Source organism: Neobacillus bataviensis, from assembly GCF_019969725.1.
The window spans coordinates 669,639-687,261 of sequence record NZ_JAHXYW010000001.1; the positions used below are offsets into that span (position 1 = coordinate 669,639).

A 17,623-nucleotide genomic window follows, 5' to 3' on the forward strand; every position below is an offset into this window, starting at 1 on the left:
TATGTTCATCAAATTTTTGATTTAAATTTATAGTTTTATAGGGCTACTTCTTCTTGAACATTATCTAAAACTTCATTCAGTTGCATTAGGAGAGCGTTTAACATATCTTCAGTAAATTTGTCTGGATTGAAAGCAACCATTGCACGTAAAGGCATAAATTTCATCATCGCCTGAAACATTTCAAACGAATCCGAGTCTTCGGACATATTTGCAAATGGGCCTCCTTCATTTGCCCTTGTAAGGGTCTCTTGTACAATCGGTGAAAGAATTGGATCAGCGATGAGATCCCCAATTGTTGTATTTCTATGGACTGATTTTTTAATAGTAACAGTGGAGTTCACTTTAATACTGCCTCTTAAAATGATTTCAGCAGAAGACTTACCGACTAGCACTTCAAACAAACCACTTTCCACATGCCAGTCATGAATGTCAACGTTGTAATATGCAAATGCTCTTTTATCCAAGATAAAGGTAACGTCTTTCTCCTCTCCTGGTTGTAAATCGACCTTTTCAAAGCCCTTCAGTTCTTTTTCGGGACGGATTACAGTACCTTCCACATCCCGAACATATAACTGGACTATTTCCTTACCGACCACTTCACCTGTATTTTTCACCGTAACCGTCACTTGTACGGTTTCCGTATCATCCATTTCAGACTTTTCTATTTTAAGGTTTGAATAGTCAAAGCTTGTATAGCTCAAACCATAACCAAATGGAAATAACGGTTCAATTGCTTTAGCATCATAATAGCGATAGCCGACAAATATTCCTTCCTTGTATTCTACTTTGTCTCCTTCGCCTGGGAAGTTGAGGTAAGAAGGATTATGACGTAATTCTTTAGGGAACGTTTCTGCTAATTTTCCACTTGGACTTTCAATTCCAAAAAGTAAATCAGCAATCGCTCCGCCTAGTGCCTGACCTCCCAAATATCCCTCAAGCAGGCCTTTTACTTTACCAAGCCATGGCATTTCAATGGGTGCGCCATTACTTAATACCACAACTAAATTAGGTTGAACATTCGAAACTGCTTCTATTAAAATCCGGTGATTATCCGGAATTCGCAGATGCTCCCTGTCATATCCTTCTGATTCATAGCGATCCGGAAGGCCAACAAAAAGGATTGCCACATCTGACCGTGCCGCAGCATCTTTTGCTTCTTCTAACAATTTATCATCGATCAAATCAGTTTTTAGATCGTACCCTTGCGAAAAAAGTAAATTTGCATTTGATGCACTCTTCTCAATTTCGTCAAAAATATTATCTAGTTTAGTAGGTTTAATATGAGAGCTTCCTCCGCCTTGGTATCTTGGTCTTACAGCAAATTCTCCAATGATGGCAATGTTTCCTTCCTTTTTTAATGGGAGGATTTGATCCTCATTTTTTAATAAAACCATACTTTCTCTTGCTACTTCTCTAGCTAAATGGTGGTGTTCCTCTTTATCATAGACAGCGTTTTCTTTTTTGTTATCAACAGCCATAAAAATAATATTTAATAATTTCTCAACGGTCCTGTCTAGAGTATGTTCAGAAAGCTTACCACTTTTTACAGCCTCAATTATTTTCTTATCACCAATTCCATTGCTTGAGGGCATTTCTAAATCTAATCCGGCTTCTACCCCTTTTGCACGCTCATTTACGGCACCCCAGTCTGAAACGACAAATCCTTCAAAGCCCCATTCATCCTTTAAAATATCCGTCAATAATGTTTTATTTTCTGAAGCATACGTCCCATTTACTTTGTTATAGGAACACATTACCGTCCAAGGTTGTGCTTTCTTAACTGTATTTTCAAAACTAGCAAGATAAATTTCTCTTAATGTACGTTCATCAACGATAGCATCAACAGACATACGACGATGCTCCTGGTTATTGACTGCAAAATGTTTAAGGGAAGTCCCCACTCCTTCGCTTTGAACACCTGTTATATGACTTGCAGCCAATTCGGAAGATAGATATGGATCCTCTGAAAAATATTCAAAGTTTCTTCCGCAAAGCGGTGAACGTTTAATATTTGCTCCAGGACCAAGAAGAATAGCTACATTCTCTGCCTGACATTCTTCGCCCAAAGCAGTTCCTACTTTTTCAATAAGTGAACGATTCCACGTACTAGCAAGACCAACTGCTGATGGGAAGCAAGTTGCTGGAACACTATCATTAAGTCCTAAATGATCAGCACTTTGTTGCTGCTTACGAAGACCATGTGGACCATCTGTAACAAAAATGGATGGAATCCCCAATCTCGCTATCCCTTTTAGTTCCCAGAAATTCAAACCAGAGCAAAGGCTCGCCTTTTCTTCAAGTGTCATTTTTTCAATTAAATGTTTGATATTTCTTTTCATAGAATCCTCCTTAAAAATGTTTAACGCTTTCATAATTTCATTTTAAGACACAGGCATTGTTTCCACTATTCGAATTACGACTACCTATTTTCATTAATCCGACTTTTGGTATTTTGTGAATGTATAATTGCATAAAGTCATTAGTAAAAATGCAGGGACACTTCCACTAAAAAAAGGAATTATTCCAGGAAACTTAAATGTTATAAAAAAGAAAATTCCTGTAAACACAGCCATTATTAAGGTTGCGATTGGATTAATTGTCATAAGGATGACTGCATTTTTAATGACTCCTTTAACCCCAACATGGAAATGTACTAGGACCGGAAAAATATAAAATAATGTAAGTAAGAAAATTAAAATCAAAATAACATTGGGAATATAAAGTAATTTGAGTATAGGCATCGATATGACTTCTATTATCTTTATATTTGAGTATAGGAAACTTCCTAACGCGATCAGAATCAAACCGACCCAATTACTTTTTATAAATTCACTTTTATAAACCGTCCAAAATGTTTGAAATACATAAATATCCTGCTTCATTACCCACTTTCGGACAACGGCGAACATCGCTGTTGTGGCAGGAAATAAACCTAGAATAACCAAGCCAAGAAACGTAAAGACAAGCCAAAGCAGGTTTACATACATTAATCTCAAAACCCACACGGAAATACGATGAATGCCGTTCATAAAGCCTTCCATTAAGAATGACTCCTTCCTGTATCGCTGCTATGAATAAATAATTTTAAGGAAAATAGCCCTTATATAGGGCTATTCTTCTAAAAAACTATCATCCTTTGACAGAACCTAACGCAATTCCTTTTACCAGGTATTTTTGGAAAAATGGATAAGCAATTAAAATCGGTAATACCCCAACAACAGCAATCGCCATCCGTACACCTGTTGAAGGAATTTCTGAAGCTGCCTGACTGGCGTTTGAACCCAAATCACTTGTCGCTAAAAACTGTATATCCGCAAGCATCCTGTTTAAAATGTTTTGGATACTGAAAAGTTGTGGGTCGGTAATATAAATGAGACCGTTAAACCAGTCATTCCAATAATGAATCGTTTGAAGTAATCCGATCGTTGCCAAAATGGGCAACGATAAAGGCAGGATGATAGAGAAAAAGGTCCTAAATTCACCTGCACCATCCATCCGTGCTGATTCAATCACAGGCTCCGGAATGGACGTTATAAAAAATGTCCTCATTAATAATACGTTAAAACCATTCATAAGCAGACCAGGTACGATTAATGCCCAAATCGTATTCTTTAAATCAAAGATTTGTGTGTATACAAGATAGGTTGGGACGAGCCCACCGTTGAATAATAAGGTAAAGAATACAAAGAAAGCAAAAACATTTCTATAAGGTAAATCTCGGCGTGATAGTGCATATGCCAAAAATGCAGTTATCGCCAAACTAACAACGGTTCCAAATACAGTTACGAAAATTGTAATACCGTAGGCCCTTAAAATACTTGCAGAATTATTCAATAAATACTCATAAGCGGCAAAGCTAAATTCCCTGGGAAAAAAAGAGTAACCATCCTTCAATATGACTTTTTCTCCTGTAAGAGAAGAAGATAAAAGAATGATAAACGGAATGATGCTGCCTGCCGCAAGTACGATTAAAAAGATATGGGAAACCAATTGTGTGATTCGATCTGATTTATACATTCTTCTTTACCTCCAGCTTAAAATAATGCATTGTCTTTACTTTTTCTGCGGACAAGATAATTGGATAACAAGACCAGAACAAATCCAACGATAGATTGATATAGACCGGCTGCAGCGGACATCCCGATATCTCCTAACTGCATCAAACCTCGGTAAACATAAGTGTCAATAACATTCGTGGTATCGTAGATTGCCCCTGAATTCATTGGTACTTGATAAAACAAGCCAAAATCCGAATAGAAAATTCGTCCTATTGACAATAATGTCATCATGATAATGACTGGCATAATCGAGGGAATGGTAATATGAATAATTTGATGCCATTTATTCGCCCCATCTAAAGTGGCTGCTTCATAGTACTCCTGGTCGATTCCGATAATAGCCGCCAAGTAAATGACACATAGGAATCCGACGCCCTTCCATACATTGATTAAGGTTAATATATAGGGCCAATATTTTGCTTCGTTATACCACGAAACTCCATCCAGCCCAAGTAAAGGCAGAATCGTTTTATTCAAATACCCCACATCTTCGCTTAAAAAGGCAAATCCGAGATAACTGACAATAACCATCGAGATCAAGAATGGCATTAGAATAACACTTTGATAAAAGCTCTTCGTCAGCTTATTTTTGATTTCATTGAGCATAATGGCTATTCCAATTGCCAGTATAGTATTTAAGATAATAAATCCTCCGTTATAAAGAATGGTATTTCGGGTAATAACAAAGGCATCTCTTGAACTAAATAAGTACTCAAAGTTTTTAAAGCCGATCCAATCACTTGCGAAGATACCTTTCGCATAGTTAACATCTTTAAAAGCAATGACCAAACCGAACATCGGTAAATAATTGTTGATCAGTAAATACATTAATCCAGGTACCATCATGATAAAAAGAGGTAAAAACCTTTTAAATTTGATCATCCTGCTATTTACCTTTTTAGCCGGTATCGCTTGGATGCTTGCTTTCATTTTCTTTACTGTCACTTCTGACATACTTTTTCCCCCTCGCTGAGTAAATTGTTTCCGCTTACAAATAACTTTCATTTCGTTCTATAATTTTATTTTATTAGACTAGTGTTATTGGTACTATCCATAAAACGACTTCTTATTTTCGTTAATCCGACTATTAGCAATATGGTATTCATTTCAAACAATAAAAAAAGAGAGCTAGCATTAGCTCTCTTCCTTGACCTTACTTCTTATTCCACTTGTCAAATTGCTTTTGTTTTTCCGCAATAATTTTTTCAAGACCTGATGCTTTAAGCTTACTATTAAATTCTGGCAAGCTCTTCTCTGGATCCAGAGTACCAGATTCAAGTCCCAGCTTATACTGATTTAGTACGTTTGTAGATGCAGCAATTTCAGTTTTTACTGGATCTGGATTGAACGTAAAGCCAAATGCCGGTGAAAAAACAGCTGATTCGTTATGTTTTTTCATTATATCCCAGTAATTTGCAGGGTTTCCTTCCCAAGGATAAGTTAAGAAGTTATTTCCAATTTCCCACTGGTTAAATACATATTTTGATTCCTTAACGCCTTCCGGCAATTTAATGGTGCCATCCGTATTTTTCACATAATGTTTACCTTCCACACCAAGATCTAGCAAATTCATAATGTCTTTATCAGTATAAAGTAAATTGATAAATTCCATTGTTTTTTCAGGATTCTGACTGTTTCGCGCAATCGACAAATTGAAGCCCGTGGCTGCATCTGTGAAGGAATAAACATCCGTTAATTTTACTGAAACCATTTCATGGCCAGTTATTCCCGTCTCTTGTACATCAAAACCTGGCTTCATTTTAGCAAGATAGCCAAATCCTTTATTTGCTTTTACAAGATTAGCCGCAGATTCTTTTGATGTTGCTGAATCCTTAATGATATACCCCGCCTTGAACCACTTTCGCGCTAATTTAACAGCTTCAACATATTGCGGGTCATCAAACAGATTCACAATATTCTTATCTTTAAATGACACCACTCCAAGGTTGTCCCCTAGCACATCAAATTTTCCAGCTGTGAGCGCTGTAGCGACGGATGTTCCTGCTGTTGTGTTGACTACTGGTGTCAATGATGGTTCATTTTCTTTGATGACTTTAAATACATCTTCCAAATCCGTAAATGTTTTGATTTGAGAAAGATCAATCTTATATTTATCGACTAAATCCTTTCTCATAGCAAAACCATAATAAGAACCCCAGTCTCTTATACTTGGAATACCATATATTTTCCCGTTAACTTTATTACCTTCTAAAAGATTTTTAGGAACTACTTTTAAAACTTCTTGACCATGTGATTGGAGCAAATCATCTAATGGTAGGTATTGACCTTTTGCAGCTTGTGTATTGTAGCCATAGAATGATGAAGACATGATTAAATCCAGTTTTTCGTTACTTGTTAACATTAAATTTTGTTGTTGTTGCCATGCTGCACCACTAATTGGTACTAATTTAACAGTGGCATTGATCTCCTTTTTAGTAATTTTATTAATTTCCTCTTGAACCAAAGGAAGATCATCGACCTTTGAACTTGTTGTTAAATAAGCCATTGTGATTTCATATGATTTATTCTCGGAGCTACTACTGTTGCTTGAACTGCTTTCCTTTGAACTGCACCCAGCCAAAACTAAAAAGACGGACATAATGATCATTAAAAACCTTGTAACTGACTTCAATCTCTTCATCTTTCTTTCCCCCTTATTCTTTTTGATTTGTTGAAAACTCTCCTTGAAAGCGTTAACAACTATCTGAATTAAGTATAGAGGATGGGTAAAAATAGACTTACTAAAAATACGACATTTTATTTTTGTTATTACGACTTATCTGAGGAGAGCGCCATTTTTCGATATTCCATTGGATTTAATTGTGTTGCCTTTTTGAATATAGTAGAGAAATAGGAAAAATTCGAGTATCCAGCAGATAAAGCCACTTCGCTTACAGGTAAATTGGTTCCTGTCAATAGCTTTTTTGCATATTCAATACGTTGCTGTTGCAAGTATTCGGATATAGATACCCCGGTTTGTTTTTTAAAAAGTCTTGTTAAATAATCAGGATTGAGATACACATAATTTGCAATTTCTTCTCGTGTTAACCGCTGTTCACCAAGATGGTTTTGAATATACTGTTTAACCATATTAACCACAGAACCTTTTTCTTGAGGAACATGAAGCTGGCTCATGGCTACATCAGCTATATAAATGACCCACTCTTGGAGAGAATTCAACGATTTCAATACTTTTACAGGCTTTTCAGTCAGCAAGTTTTGTGAATAGACCTGATTGGCTTGAATGCCCTTTACCTGTAGTTCATAGAAAACCAATTGCAAGAAATCTTGATAAAAGAAATGGAGGGATTGTGCGGTTATATCATCATCAGATTTTTTCCATTTCTCAAAATATTGATTGATGGCACCCAATAATTTTTCCTTTGGACCGTTTTTCATTAAGCTCGACCAATCGACTGGTAGCAATGGAATCGAGCAAGAATCCTTTTTTTCATTTTTATAAACAATGGTCTGGTTACTCTTGGTTACATTGTTACGATCAAGTTCCTGCAACTTGTGAACCGTACTTACAACTTCCTCGATAGGAACCTGATTGCCAATATAACAACAAAGTTCGCATAAGAAATATAATGCAAATCGAGAGATAAAATCATTAAAATTACATGTAAGCTCCTCAATGTTTGCTGCTTTTACCAGGGGCAAAATGACCAAAATATAACCAGTTCCCAAATTTACTACATGGGCATCCATAATGGATTTTGCAATTTCTTCATTCACGGCGTTTTGAAGGGCATTCTCCCTTAATTTTTCTTCATGGACCGACAGTTCCTTTTTCCAACGTTGAACATGAAATAAAATGGGAAGAAATGTTGTGTGCTCCGTATATGACAAATGATGGTACTTCATATGCTCAAATATCTTGTCAATGGTAGAAGGGACAACTTGGTGAATGAGATCTAACCAGAATCGTTCCTTCATGACAGATTGGTGAGATTTTTTCAGTTGATGGTAAGACTCCTCCACCAGTTTTGTATCCTGGTCCTTTATAATTTTTTCCAAGGCATTGTGAATAACACCTTCCAGCTCTTGATAATCGACTGGTTTGAGTAAATAGTTGAGACTTTTCAATTGCAATGCTTGTTTTGCATATCCGAAATCTGAATGACACGTTAAAAAAATCGCTTCCGTACTTGGGTAATGTTCCCTGACCCATTTTAAAAGGTCAATTCCCGATCCTTTAGGCATTTCAATATCACAAAGCAAAAGATCCACCCTATTATTTAAAAACACCTCTTGAGCCTGCCTCATGTTATTGGCTGTATAAACAGTAGAGATATGGTGTTTTTCCCAATCAACACCAGCCTGAACCCCTCTAATTGAATGAATTTCATCATCAACGATAAGTACATGAAACTGATTCATCATCATACCCCTTTCCTTTATTGAATTTTTTATATCGGTACCTTCATGCGGACAGTTGCACCTTTTCCTTGTTCGTTTGAAAAGTGTATATGGGCATACCCTTCATATAACAAATTCAACCTTCGCTTAACATTCCAAAGGCCAATACGTTCCCCTTCCTGGTTTGTAAGGGATTCATCATTTTCCAAACTACATAAAACCTCTTCAGGGAATCCTTCACCAGTATCCTGGATTTTAATTTCCATAAAACCGGGGTCTTCATTGTCTTTTTTAACAGTTATTTTAATTTCAATCGGTTCATCCATATTAAAAGCATGTTTAATAGAATTTTCAGCAATCGTTTGAATCACCAAAGGCGGTATATTGCATTCCATCAAATCTGACGATGCTTCAACCTCATAATTAATAGCTTCTGGAAATCTAAGTTGTTGAATCTTTATATAATTTTCCGTATGTTTTAATTCTTCTTCTAAGCTAACGAAATACGAATTACTACGAAACATAAAACGAAAGTAATTGGCCAGGCATTTGGACATTTCTTGAATGATGGCAAAATCTTTAACCGTTGCAAGATTATAAATGATGTTTAATGAGTTAAGGAAAAAGTGCGGGTTAATTTGTAATTGTAAATGCTTTAGTTCCGCCCTTTGTAAATTTAACTTTTCTTCGTATACATTGATTTTCAAGTCTTTTATCTCGGATATCATATGGTTGAAGGTCCCATTCATGACTTCAAACTCCGTAGAATTATGGTTCATGGGAAGCCTTACTTCCATATCACCCTCACGAAGCTTTTTCATAGCTGAAACAATCCGTTTTATAGGTTGAAGAAAAACCTTTCTCATGATAAAGATAAATAGAAATAAGAACAAAACAGCTCCAATAGAAATAACAGATGAAATTCTTTGTAAAAAAGGAAGTTTCTCTAAAATTTCACTTTCTGGTATCAAAGCTAAAAGATAAAAATCACCACTAGATGATTTTTCCTTCATTACCATAAAGCGTTCATTATCCCCAGAAACCGCAAACTTATTTCCCTTAAAGGTTAAGTCTAATTTTTCATCTTCTATAAATTTTTTATTGGTAATCGGCTGCAGCTTAGAAGTTGTAAGCAGGGCTCTGCCGGTTTCTCCAAAATCAATATACTTAAAAGGCTTAACCAAATTGTTCATATTTACCCAAGCCCCAACATAAACTCCATCTATATTTAAATAGTATAGTAAATAATAGTTTTTCTTTCCCTTCCATAAGTTCCATTTGCCCTCGCGAAGATTTTCCGGTTTATTCTCAAGCAAATCGTGGATTTCATCCGTTGCATTCATGCGGTCTGTAAAATTTTCATCATTTTTCTGAGTATAAAGGAAATCTTTATAGGATGATGAATAAAGAAAAATCGAGTCAATTGCGGTATAAAAGTAAGATTGATTATTTATAGAATTAGATAATCGAATTTTAGCCTCTTCATAATCGTTAAGATCAAAGTTTTCATGATATTGAAGAAAATATAAATCGGTATTTGCGGAAAGTTGAAATATATAATTTCCGACACCTTCCAAACTCTTATCGATTTGATCCATATAAATATTCAGCATATTTTTGTTAGATTGAGCCACTTGGTTTCGAATTACTTCATTGGCATAATAATTATTAATAATGTGAAAGATGATTAATGGACCGATTATGAGGAAAATAGTCAAAAAGAGCTTAAACATTAATGAATTGATAAGTGGTTTAAGCGGTTTCATAAGTGTTCCTCCTGATATATAACTTTACTAAAATAATATATCTATTATACATTATCGTTGTTAAAATATTGAGAAAATATAAAATTAATAAAACATCAATAATTGGAAGGTATTTTTATAAAGAGAGCCATGAAATTGGTAAGGAAATGGAACTGAATGGTTAAAAATATATCTTTTTCGTTTGAACTTTTTCTTTCCTTTTCCTATAAAGTTATCTAAACACCTGTTTAATTAATATAGAATAACTGAAAGCCCTTTCCTACTGTAAAAACGACTTTTTTTATCAAATTTCCGACTTTTTTTCCTGAGAAGGGTGAACACATCAATGTTCTCGAATACCTTTTCTCAAATAAAAAAAACTCCAAATTTGAAGTTTAATAAAGCGTTCAGTGATGGCATTTTTTCTGGATTCATATTCACCTCCCGATTGGAGGGAACTCTCTCCTCTGCCTTCCCGGTACCCAAGGTCTTCACTAGTTTCGAATATGCCCGGATGAATTGCCCCTTTTTCAAAGGAACCCTCAGAATATAGCTGCTTTAAATAAAATAAAATGGTGTAAAATCTTTACACCATTTTTCCAAAGCTTTTCAAATACTAGAAGCATGATATAAAATGAATAAAATTACAAGCCCAATCCCAACAACATAAGCAAGAAAAACTGGATTTAGCAAAATAGGATGTCTTCGAGTCTTTTCATTGATTTCGGCATCAAACTCGCTTTGCCTTGCAGTTACAAATCTTCCAGTTGTTAGAGTGTATAATAGTCCTCCTACCAATATTAACAATACCAAACCAGACAAAATAAAATACAAGTCAAACAATGTAATAACCACCTTTTTTCCATATTGTTTGAGAAAACATGTTGTAATATTCATCAATTTTTCTTTCACAAAAAAACAACAGTGCAAATTAAATTGCACTGCTGTTTGAGGAACCTCTTTTATACCCTATTCGAATGCTCCTTAGTATCTTCAATTATGGACTGCAATCTTACTATCTCTCGTTTTTTCAACAACTACGCCATCAAATGCAGCTTTATAAATGGTATAGATATCTTCTTTCAATAAAGGCATTGGACTACGAGCTAAAATACGTTTTTGCTCAACCGCATCATTCGTTAAACTTTTAAGTGCATCTTCAGCAATGTTAAATCCTTTTAAAGAAGATGGAATATTTACATCTTCAACTAATCGTTTTAATTCAGCTACACATCTGTATGATGCTTCCTCTTGTGAAAGATTTGCAGAACTAAAACCCATTGCATCGTAGATATCCTTCATCCGTTTTTCACAGCTTTGGCGGATATAGCCAAATACATATGGAAGCAATACTGCATTTGAGTCACCGTGTGCAATGTGGAATTGGCCTCCTAGAGGGTAAGCTAATGCGTGAACACCAGCAACCCCGGCATTGAAGAAAGCAAGACCTGCAAGGTAACTTCCGTAGCTCATATCAGTACGAGCTTGTTTGTCTTGACCGTTTGATACAGCCGTACGAATTGAGTTGCTGATTAGGCGAATCGCTTGCAATGCTAACGCATCAGACACAACACTCGCATTTTTAGAAATATAAGCTTCCACCGCATGTGTAAGTGCATCAACGCCTGTTGCAGCTGTAACTTTCGGAGGTAATGAAATCGTTAAAGCAGGATCAACAATCGCTACATCAGCTAATAAGTAGTCATGCGTTACAACATCTTTAGTCGTTTCTAGTGATAAAACGGAAATATTAGTCACTTCTGAACCGGTTCCTGAAGTTGTAGGTATTAAGATTTTAGGAAGACCTTTTTTTGTAATCTTTTTCGTACCAGTTAAGTTTAAATAGTCTTCTACTTTACCTTCATGTGAAGCTAATACTCCTGCAAGCTTCGTTAAATCTAACGCACTTCCCCCACCTACTCCGATGACCATGTCGAATTGATGATCACGTGTGTAGGCAACCAATTTTTCACCGATAGCCAATGGAGGCTCGGGTACAACATCGGTATAAATTTCTGTTACAAAGCCTGCTTCTTCAAGCGGATCTACAACCTTAATTGTTAATCCGATATCAAATAGGAATGGGTCAGTTATGACAAGAATTTTTTTCACCTCAAAGCGTTTTACTTCATCTAAAAGGTGTGCTAGCGAATCCCATCCAGTATAACTAAGTGGTGTAAAAGTAATTTTTTCAGACAATCTTGGTCACTCCTTAATTTTGATTCCAAACGACAAGTTTCGTTTCAGTCATTTCATGGATTGCATATTTTAATCCTTCTTTACCCGTTCCGCTTTCTTTTACGCCTCCGTATGGCATTTGGTCTACGCGGTAAGTCGGGATATCGTTAATCATGACACCGCCGACTTCAAACTCTTTTGAAGCTTTGAATGCTGTTTGAATATCATTTGTGAAGATCCCTGCTTGCAGGCCATAATTGGAATCATTAATGGCTGCAATCCCTTCTTCAACAGAAGAAATACGATTGACCACTACAATTGGCGCAAAAACTTCCTGGCAGGATACTTTCAGAGCAGGTTCTACATTCGTCAAAATCGTTGGCAAGAAGACTCCATTTTCAATCACGCCGCCTGTCACGATTTCAGCACCGTTCTGGGCAGCTTCTTGTACCCAGCTTAGTGCCCTTTCTTGTTCATCAGGATTGATCATCGCAGAAATATCCGATGTTTCTGCAAGCGGGCTGCCAATGACTAACTGCTTTGCAGCAGCTGTAAATTGTTCAATAAATTCATCGAATAATTCATCTATTACATAGGTGCGTTGCAATGAGATACACACCTGACCTTGGTTTGAAAAAGCTCCAGCAACACATTTAGGAACGATTTGGGACAAATCAACATTTTTATCAATAATTAAACCAGCATTCGAGCCCAGTTCAAGAGCAACTTTTTTCAAGCCAGCTTTGTTGCGGATCCCAATCCCAACAGAAGGACTGCCTGTGAATGTGATCATTTTTACTTTGTCACTGGTAACCAATGTATCACCCACGGTTCTGCCACTACCAGTAATCACGTTAAAGGCACCTTTAGGCAAAGCTGTTTGATCAATTAATTCTGCTAAAAACAATGCTGAAAGAGGCGTTTGTGATGCCGGCTTAAGAACGATTGTATTTCCTGCTGCAATCGCAGGTCCCACTTTATGTGCGACTAAGTTTTGCGGAAAGTTAAATGGAGTGATCGCCCCAATGACTCCAAGTGGCTGCTCGATCGTGTAACCGAAGCGGTTTGCCCCGTTTTTCGCTGCATCCATTGGAATCATTTCCCCAGTTAAACGTTTGGCTTCTTCAGCCGCAAATTTATAGGTTTCAATCGTACGATCGATTTCTCCTAATGCGAATTTCATCGGTTTTGCTGCTTCTAACGAGATAATTTCAGCGGCCTTTTGTCGATTTTCAATAAATAATTGGGCAATATGTTCTAAAATCGCTGCACGCTCATAGGCAGTCAGTTTCTCCATTTGTTTTCTCGTGTTGTAGGCGATTTCAATTGCTTGGTCTACTTCCTCACGTGTTGCTTGTGGAATTTGAGCGATTACTTCTTTAGAGTATGGGGAGTGGAGATCTGCAAAATTCTCTGCAGTCTTCCAATCACCGTTTACGTAATATTGCTTTTTCATTTAACTTACCTCTTTCATTTCTTCTTTTTTAGATGATTCCACGGAATCTTTGACGAATGTATGATCAACTTCTCCTTTGAAGAAGTCTTTACCATAAATTAAGAAGCAAAGCAGAATTCCAACTGCAAATGCCCATGAAGCACCTTTGATGACAAGGAGGGCAGCCACAATTCCAGCTATTCCTAAATCACGCTGGCTCCGTGCCTGCATGATCCCAATCCGGACACTTACATAACCTTGGACAAGCAATGTCAAAGCTAAAGCTACACCTAAAATCGGTTGAACTAAGCTGACGATTGGCAATAATAAAAGGGCTGTATTTGTACCCCAACGGAAAGAGCCAATTCCCCCAAAAAACGAATTCATCGCTTTTTTTCCTTCTTTAAAGCGTTCAATGGCGACCACCTGCATCGCGGCCCACATTGGACCACACATGGTAATATCAGGACCAATCATACTCATCAGTGTGTTTCTACCACCAAAAATTAAATGTGCCCGGTTTGGATTGTAATCCACTTTTTCATCGGTTCTAACTGCATCAGATTCTGAAAGCAATGCTTTCGTTTTAAGAACATCACCGAATACCACTAGATACGTAGCCAGCACGGCAGGGATTGCTTTTAGAAAAAAGGCGACCGCTGGAAATCCTAATCCGAAAACAGTGTACTCCGCAAACAGGGTCGCAAAATCTGGTTTACTAAATCCCCATTGAATATTAGGCCAGTTTGCTTCTCCAAATAGTGGGGCAACAATAACTGCGAGAAAAATGGCCGGAAGAATGCCTAGATTACCTAATAGAGTGAATAAAAATCCTTTATTATTTTTTCTAATGCGTTCAAATGACTTTGAAAAAGTAAGGAAAAAGGCAAATCCTATACAAATCGAAATGGTGAACGGGAATTTTTCAAATTGTCCGCCTGCTCCAAAAACGGAAGTGACTGCTCCAATACCAGCCCCAAGTATGATTCCTGTTTTAATTGCATTTGGAACCATATGGACAACTTTACTTGCTAAGCCGGTAATACCCAGAATGATGGATAAAATACCTAATGTTAACTGAAAGGCGACGAGGGCATAAACCCGATCTGGTCCCTCTTCAAATTGAGTAACAAACAAGACAATTAGCGGAATCGCTGGTGTAATCCATCCTGGAATAACGGGATCACCCAATATATGGTGAAATAAATAAAGCAGCCCGTTTAATACAACAACCGCTAAAGCAACCTCAAAAGGCATGTGTAAATGTTGGCCTAATAGAGTAATAGCCCCCAAGTCAACTGCACACATTAATAGACCTTGAACATAATCTGGCCATTCAAACCGATAATGAATAAAAGGCAGCCTAATCTTAAAAGGCCCCGCTGGCATGAATGGTGATTCATCCCCATGTCGACGATTTTTCCATTTCATAAATTATTTCTCCCCCTTTGGTTGTAACCCCTTACAAATTTTTGTGAATATACTACCCCTTCTGTAAATTCACTTATGAATACGTAACCATTTTTGAGAAAAGTAAATTTATTCTTGTGACCGCTTTCCTCCAAGGAAAAGGGTCACAAGAATTTTTTTAAGTAATGAACATTGCACAAAATGGTTACGTATTCATTTTTCGCAAAATAGAAAAACTAAACATTATTGTTTATTTTCTATTTTTCTAGTTGTTCTTCTGTTGAATATTTTAACAGGTTCAGTTATTTTAATGCAATCATTTTTTTTATTTTCTATCATTTCAATTAATTCAGAGATTGCCAAGAGTCCTAGATTTTGCTGTGAGATACTGCCTACAGTCGTCAATTGGATCATTCCATGCTGACTAATGTCTACGTTATCAATCCCAATAATACTTAAGTCATCCGGTACTCTGAAATCTTCCCCAATGGCATCGTCTAATAAATTTAATGCCAAAGAATCCGCACCAGTACAAATGGCTGTAGGACGACGCTCCAGTTTCATTAAGCGGTGAAAAGCAGTTGAAATTTCTTGTTTAGAAGTATCAGTGTTGAAGATATATTGTTCGGACAATGGTAGTTTATAATCTTTGATTGCTTGAAGAAATCCAGAATAACGGTTTTTAAATGAACTGACAGTCAAAGGTCCTCCAACCCATGCAATGGTTTTATGACCCAGCTCAATCATGTGTTTTGCCGATAAATATCCAGCTTGAAAATTGTCAATTTCAACAAAGTTTTCATTTTTTTTATGCTTTCGATTGTATGTAATGAATGGAACATCCATTTGTTTAAGCTTTTCGAATATTGGATCATCAATCAAAATACACGATAGAATGATACCATCCACTTTATTTTCAAAAGCAGTCGCATATGCTTCAGGCAATTTATGATCGTTTACGTACTGTACGTTTACCCGGTACCCCATTTCATTAGCATAATTTATAATCGCGGATGTTGTATCAACAAAAAATGGGTTGTGCAGAGGTCCGGATAAAAGAGCAATTGTATTTGTTTTATTTTGGACAAGTGATCGCGCATGAGCATTAGGTATATAGTTCAACTCGTCAATTGCTTTCATAACTTTATCAAGGGTAGGTTTTTTAACAAATTCTGGCGTGTTTAATACGCGAGAAACAGTTGTTTGGGATACGCCTGCGTGTTTTGCGACGTCTTTCGATGATACCAAGGCGGTACCTCCTTTTTGTATAAAGATTAATTAAACGCCAATGTATTGGTGAAGACGGATGACCATGGAACTCCACGTTTTTTACCATTTAGATAATTATATAATATCTAGAGGCATTTTTCTTGTCAGTTTCTAATAATACTCATCCTTACTGATGTATTAATAGCTGCATTCAGTCTGTTTGATTCCCAAACATTCACCTTCGTTTCGGAGATACATTAATAAAAAAGACCATTTTCGAAAAAATGGTCACATTTTACTTTATTTAATTGTCTATGATTACCTACTTGTTCCTATTAATATAGATTTCTAACACAGCTACATTGCCATATAATAACTATCAACCTTCAACATACATCGAAGATAGCCCTGCACGAACTTCAATACCCTCTGTTACGAGTGCTGAACGAATTTTGCGGGCAAATTCAAGGGCGTGCAGTCCATCCCCATGAATGCAAATCGTATCTGCTTGTACTTTGACGAGATCCCCTTGCACTGAGCGGACGAGACCTTCTTTTACCATACGGATAATCTGTTGGACAGACTCTTCGTCATTGGTCAGTAAGGCATTGGCTTGTCTTCTCGGCGTCAATGTCCCATCTGATTGGTAGGTTCTGTCTGCAAATACTTCATGGGCCGTGTGCAGCCCCAGTTTTTCTCCGGCTTTGACAAGCTCACTACCTGCAAGGCCAAACAAGATTAAACCTGGATCTGCCTTGTAAACAGCTTCAGCAATCGCCACCGCTAGCTCTGGATTTTTGGCTGCCATATTATACAATGCTCCATGAGGTTTGACATGCCGTAAGCTTCCACCTTCTGCATGGGCAAAAGCATGGAGAGCTCCGATTTGGTAGAGAACGATATCATAAGCTTCCTGTGGAGAAATATCCATGTTCCTGCGGCCAAATCCTATTAAATCCGGCAGTCCGGGATGAGCACCAAGCGCAACGCCTTTTTCCAATGCCATCTTAACCGTCTCTCTCATCGTTGAAGGGTCCCCGGCATGAAAACCGCATGCTATGTTGGCGGACGTTACATAATTTAAAATTTCTTTGTCATTTCCTTTTTGATACGTGCCAAAACTTTCACCCAGATCACAATTTAAATCAACAAACATCTTCATTTCCCCCTGCCTTGATACTGTAATAAAATCGCCAAGCCCGCCTTAAAATACAAAAAAGCGTCTC

Annotated in this window: 13 protein-coding genes; all 13 read right to left on the bottom strand. The window is 36.9% G+C overall.

Annotated features, from left to right (window positions below; genetic code table 11):
* Positions 1 to 35: 35 nt before the first annotated feature.
* The 13 genes from LC455_RS03290 to LC455_RS03350 all read right to left on the bottom strand — a co-directional run bounded on the left by LC455_RS03290 (position 36) and on the right by LC455_RS03350 (position 17,559).
* Positions 36 to 2,339, bottom strand: coding sequence for a glycoside hydrolase family 3 C-terminal domain-containing protein (locus LC455_RS03290; protein ID WP_223588151.1), 2,304 nt, complete (start codon positions 2,337 to 2,339; stop codon positions 36 to 38).
* 93 nt (positions 2,340 to 2,432) lie between these two features.
* Entirely contained in the window at positions 2,433 to 3,041 is a 609-nt protein-coding gene (locus LC455_RS03295; RefSeq protein ID WP_223588152.1) for a YesL family protein, read from the bottom strand.
* An 88-nt stretch (positions 3,042 to 3,129) separates the two neighbouring features.
* A complete protein-coding gene (locus LC455_RS03300) occupies positions 3,130 to 4,017 on the bottom strand; it encodes a carbohydrate ABC transporter permease (RefSeq protein WP_223588153.1) in 888 nt (295 codons plus the stop codon).
* Positions 4,018 to 4,034: 17 nt separating this feature from the next.
* Entirely contained in the window at positions 4,035 to 4,988 is a 954-nt protein-coding gene (locus LC455_RS03305) for an ABC transporter permease (RefSeq protein WP_369075751.1), read from the bottom strand.
* Between the two features lie 223 nt (positions 4,989 to 5,211).
* Complete coding sequence (locus LC455_RS03310) at positions 5,212 to 6,699, bottom strand: ABC transporter substrate-binding protein (protein ID WP_223588155.1); 1,488 nt, start codon at positions 6,697 to 6,699, stop codon at positions 5,212 to 5,214.
* Between the two features lie 128 nt (positions 6,700 to 6,827).
* On the bottom strand, positions 6,828 to 8,441 hold the full coding sequence (locus tag LC455_RS03315) for a response regulator transcription factor (protein WP_223588156.1): 1,614 nt from the start codon (positions 8,439 to 8,441) through the stop codon (positions 6,828 to 6,830).
* Between the two features lie 29 nt (positions 8,442 to 8,470).
* On the bottom strand, positions 8,471 to 10,186 hold the full coding sequence (locus LC455_RS03320; protein WP_223588157.1) for a sensor histidine kinase: 1,716 nt from the start codon (positions 10,184 to 10,186) through the stop codon (positions 8,471 to 8,473).
* A gap of 588 nt (positions 10,187 to 10,774) precedes the next feature.
* Positions 10,775 to 11,008, bottom strand: a complete 234-nt coding sequence (locus tag LC455_RS03325) for a hypothetical protein (protein ID WP_223588159.1) — start codon at positions 11,006 to 11,008, stop codon at positions 10,775 to 10,777.
* 150 nt (positions 11,009 to 11,158) lie between these two features.
* A complete protein-coding gene (locus tag LC455_RS03330; protein ID WP_223588160.1) occupies positions 11,159 to 12,364 on the bottom strand; it encodes an iron-containing alcohol dehydrogenase in 1,206 nt (401 codons plus the stop codon).
* Between the two features lie 13 nt (positions 12,365 to 12,377).
* Positions 12,378 to 13,799, bottom strand: a complete 1,422-nt coding sequence (locus LC455_RS03335; protein ID WP_223588162.1) for an aldehyde dehydrogenase family protein — start codon at positions 13,797 to 13,799, stop codon at positions 12,378 to 12,380.
* Positions 13,800 to 15,209, bottom strand: coding sequence for a hypothetical protein (locus LC455_RS03340; protein ID WP_223588163.1), 1,410 nt, complete (start codon positions 15,207 to 15,209; stop codon positions 13,800 to 13,802). It abuts the gene before it with no gap.
* A 222-nt stretch (positions 15,210 to 15,431) separates the two neighbouring features.
* Positions 15,432 to 16,436, bottom strand: a complete 1,005-nt coding sequence (locus tag LC455_RS03345) for a LacI family DNA-binding transcriptional regulator (protein WP_223588165.1) — start codon at positions 16,434 to 16,436, stop codon at positions 15,432 to 15,434.
* Between the two features lie 340 nt (positions 16,437 to 16,776).
* Positions 16,777 to 17,559 (bottom strand): LamB/YcsF family protein, encoded by a 783-nt coding sequence (locus tag LC455_RS03350; RefSeq protein WP_440446374.1) that lies wholly within the window; start codon positions 17,557 to 17,559, stop codon positions 16,777 to 16,779.
* Positions 17,560 to 17,623: the final 64 nt, after the last annotated feature.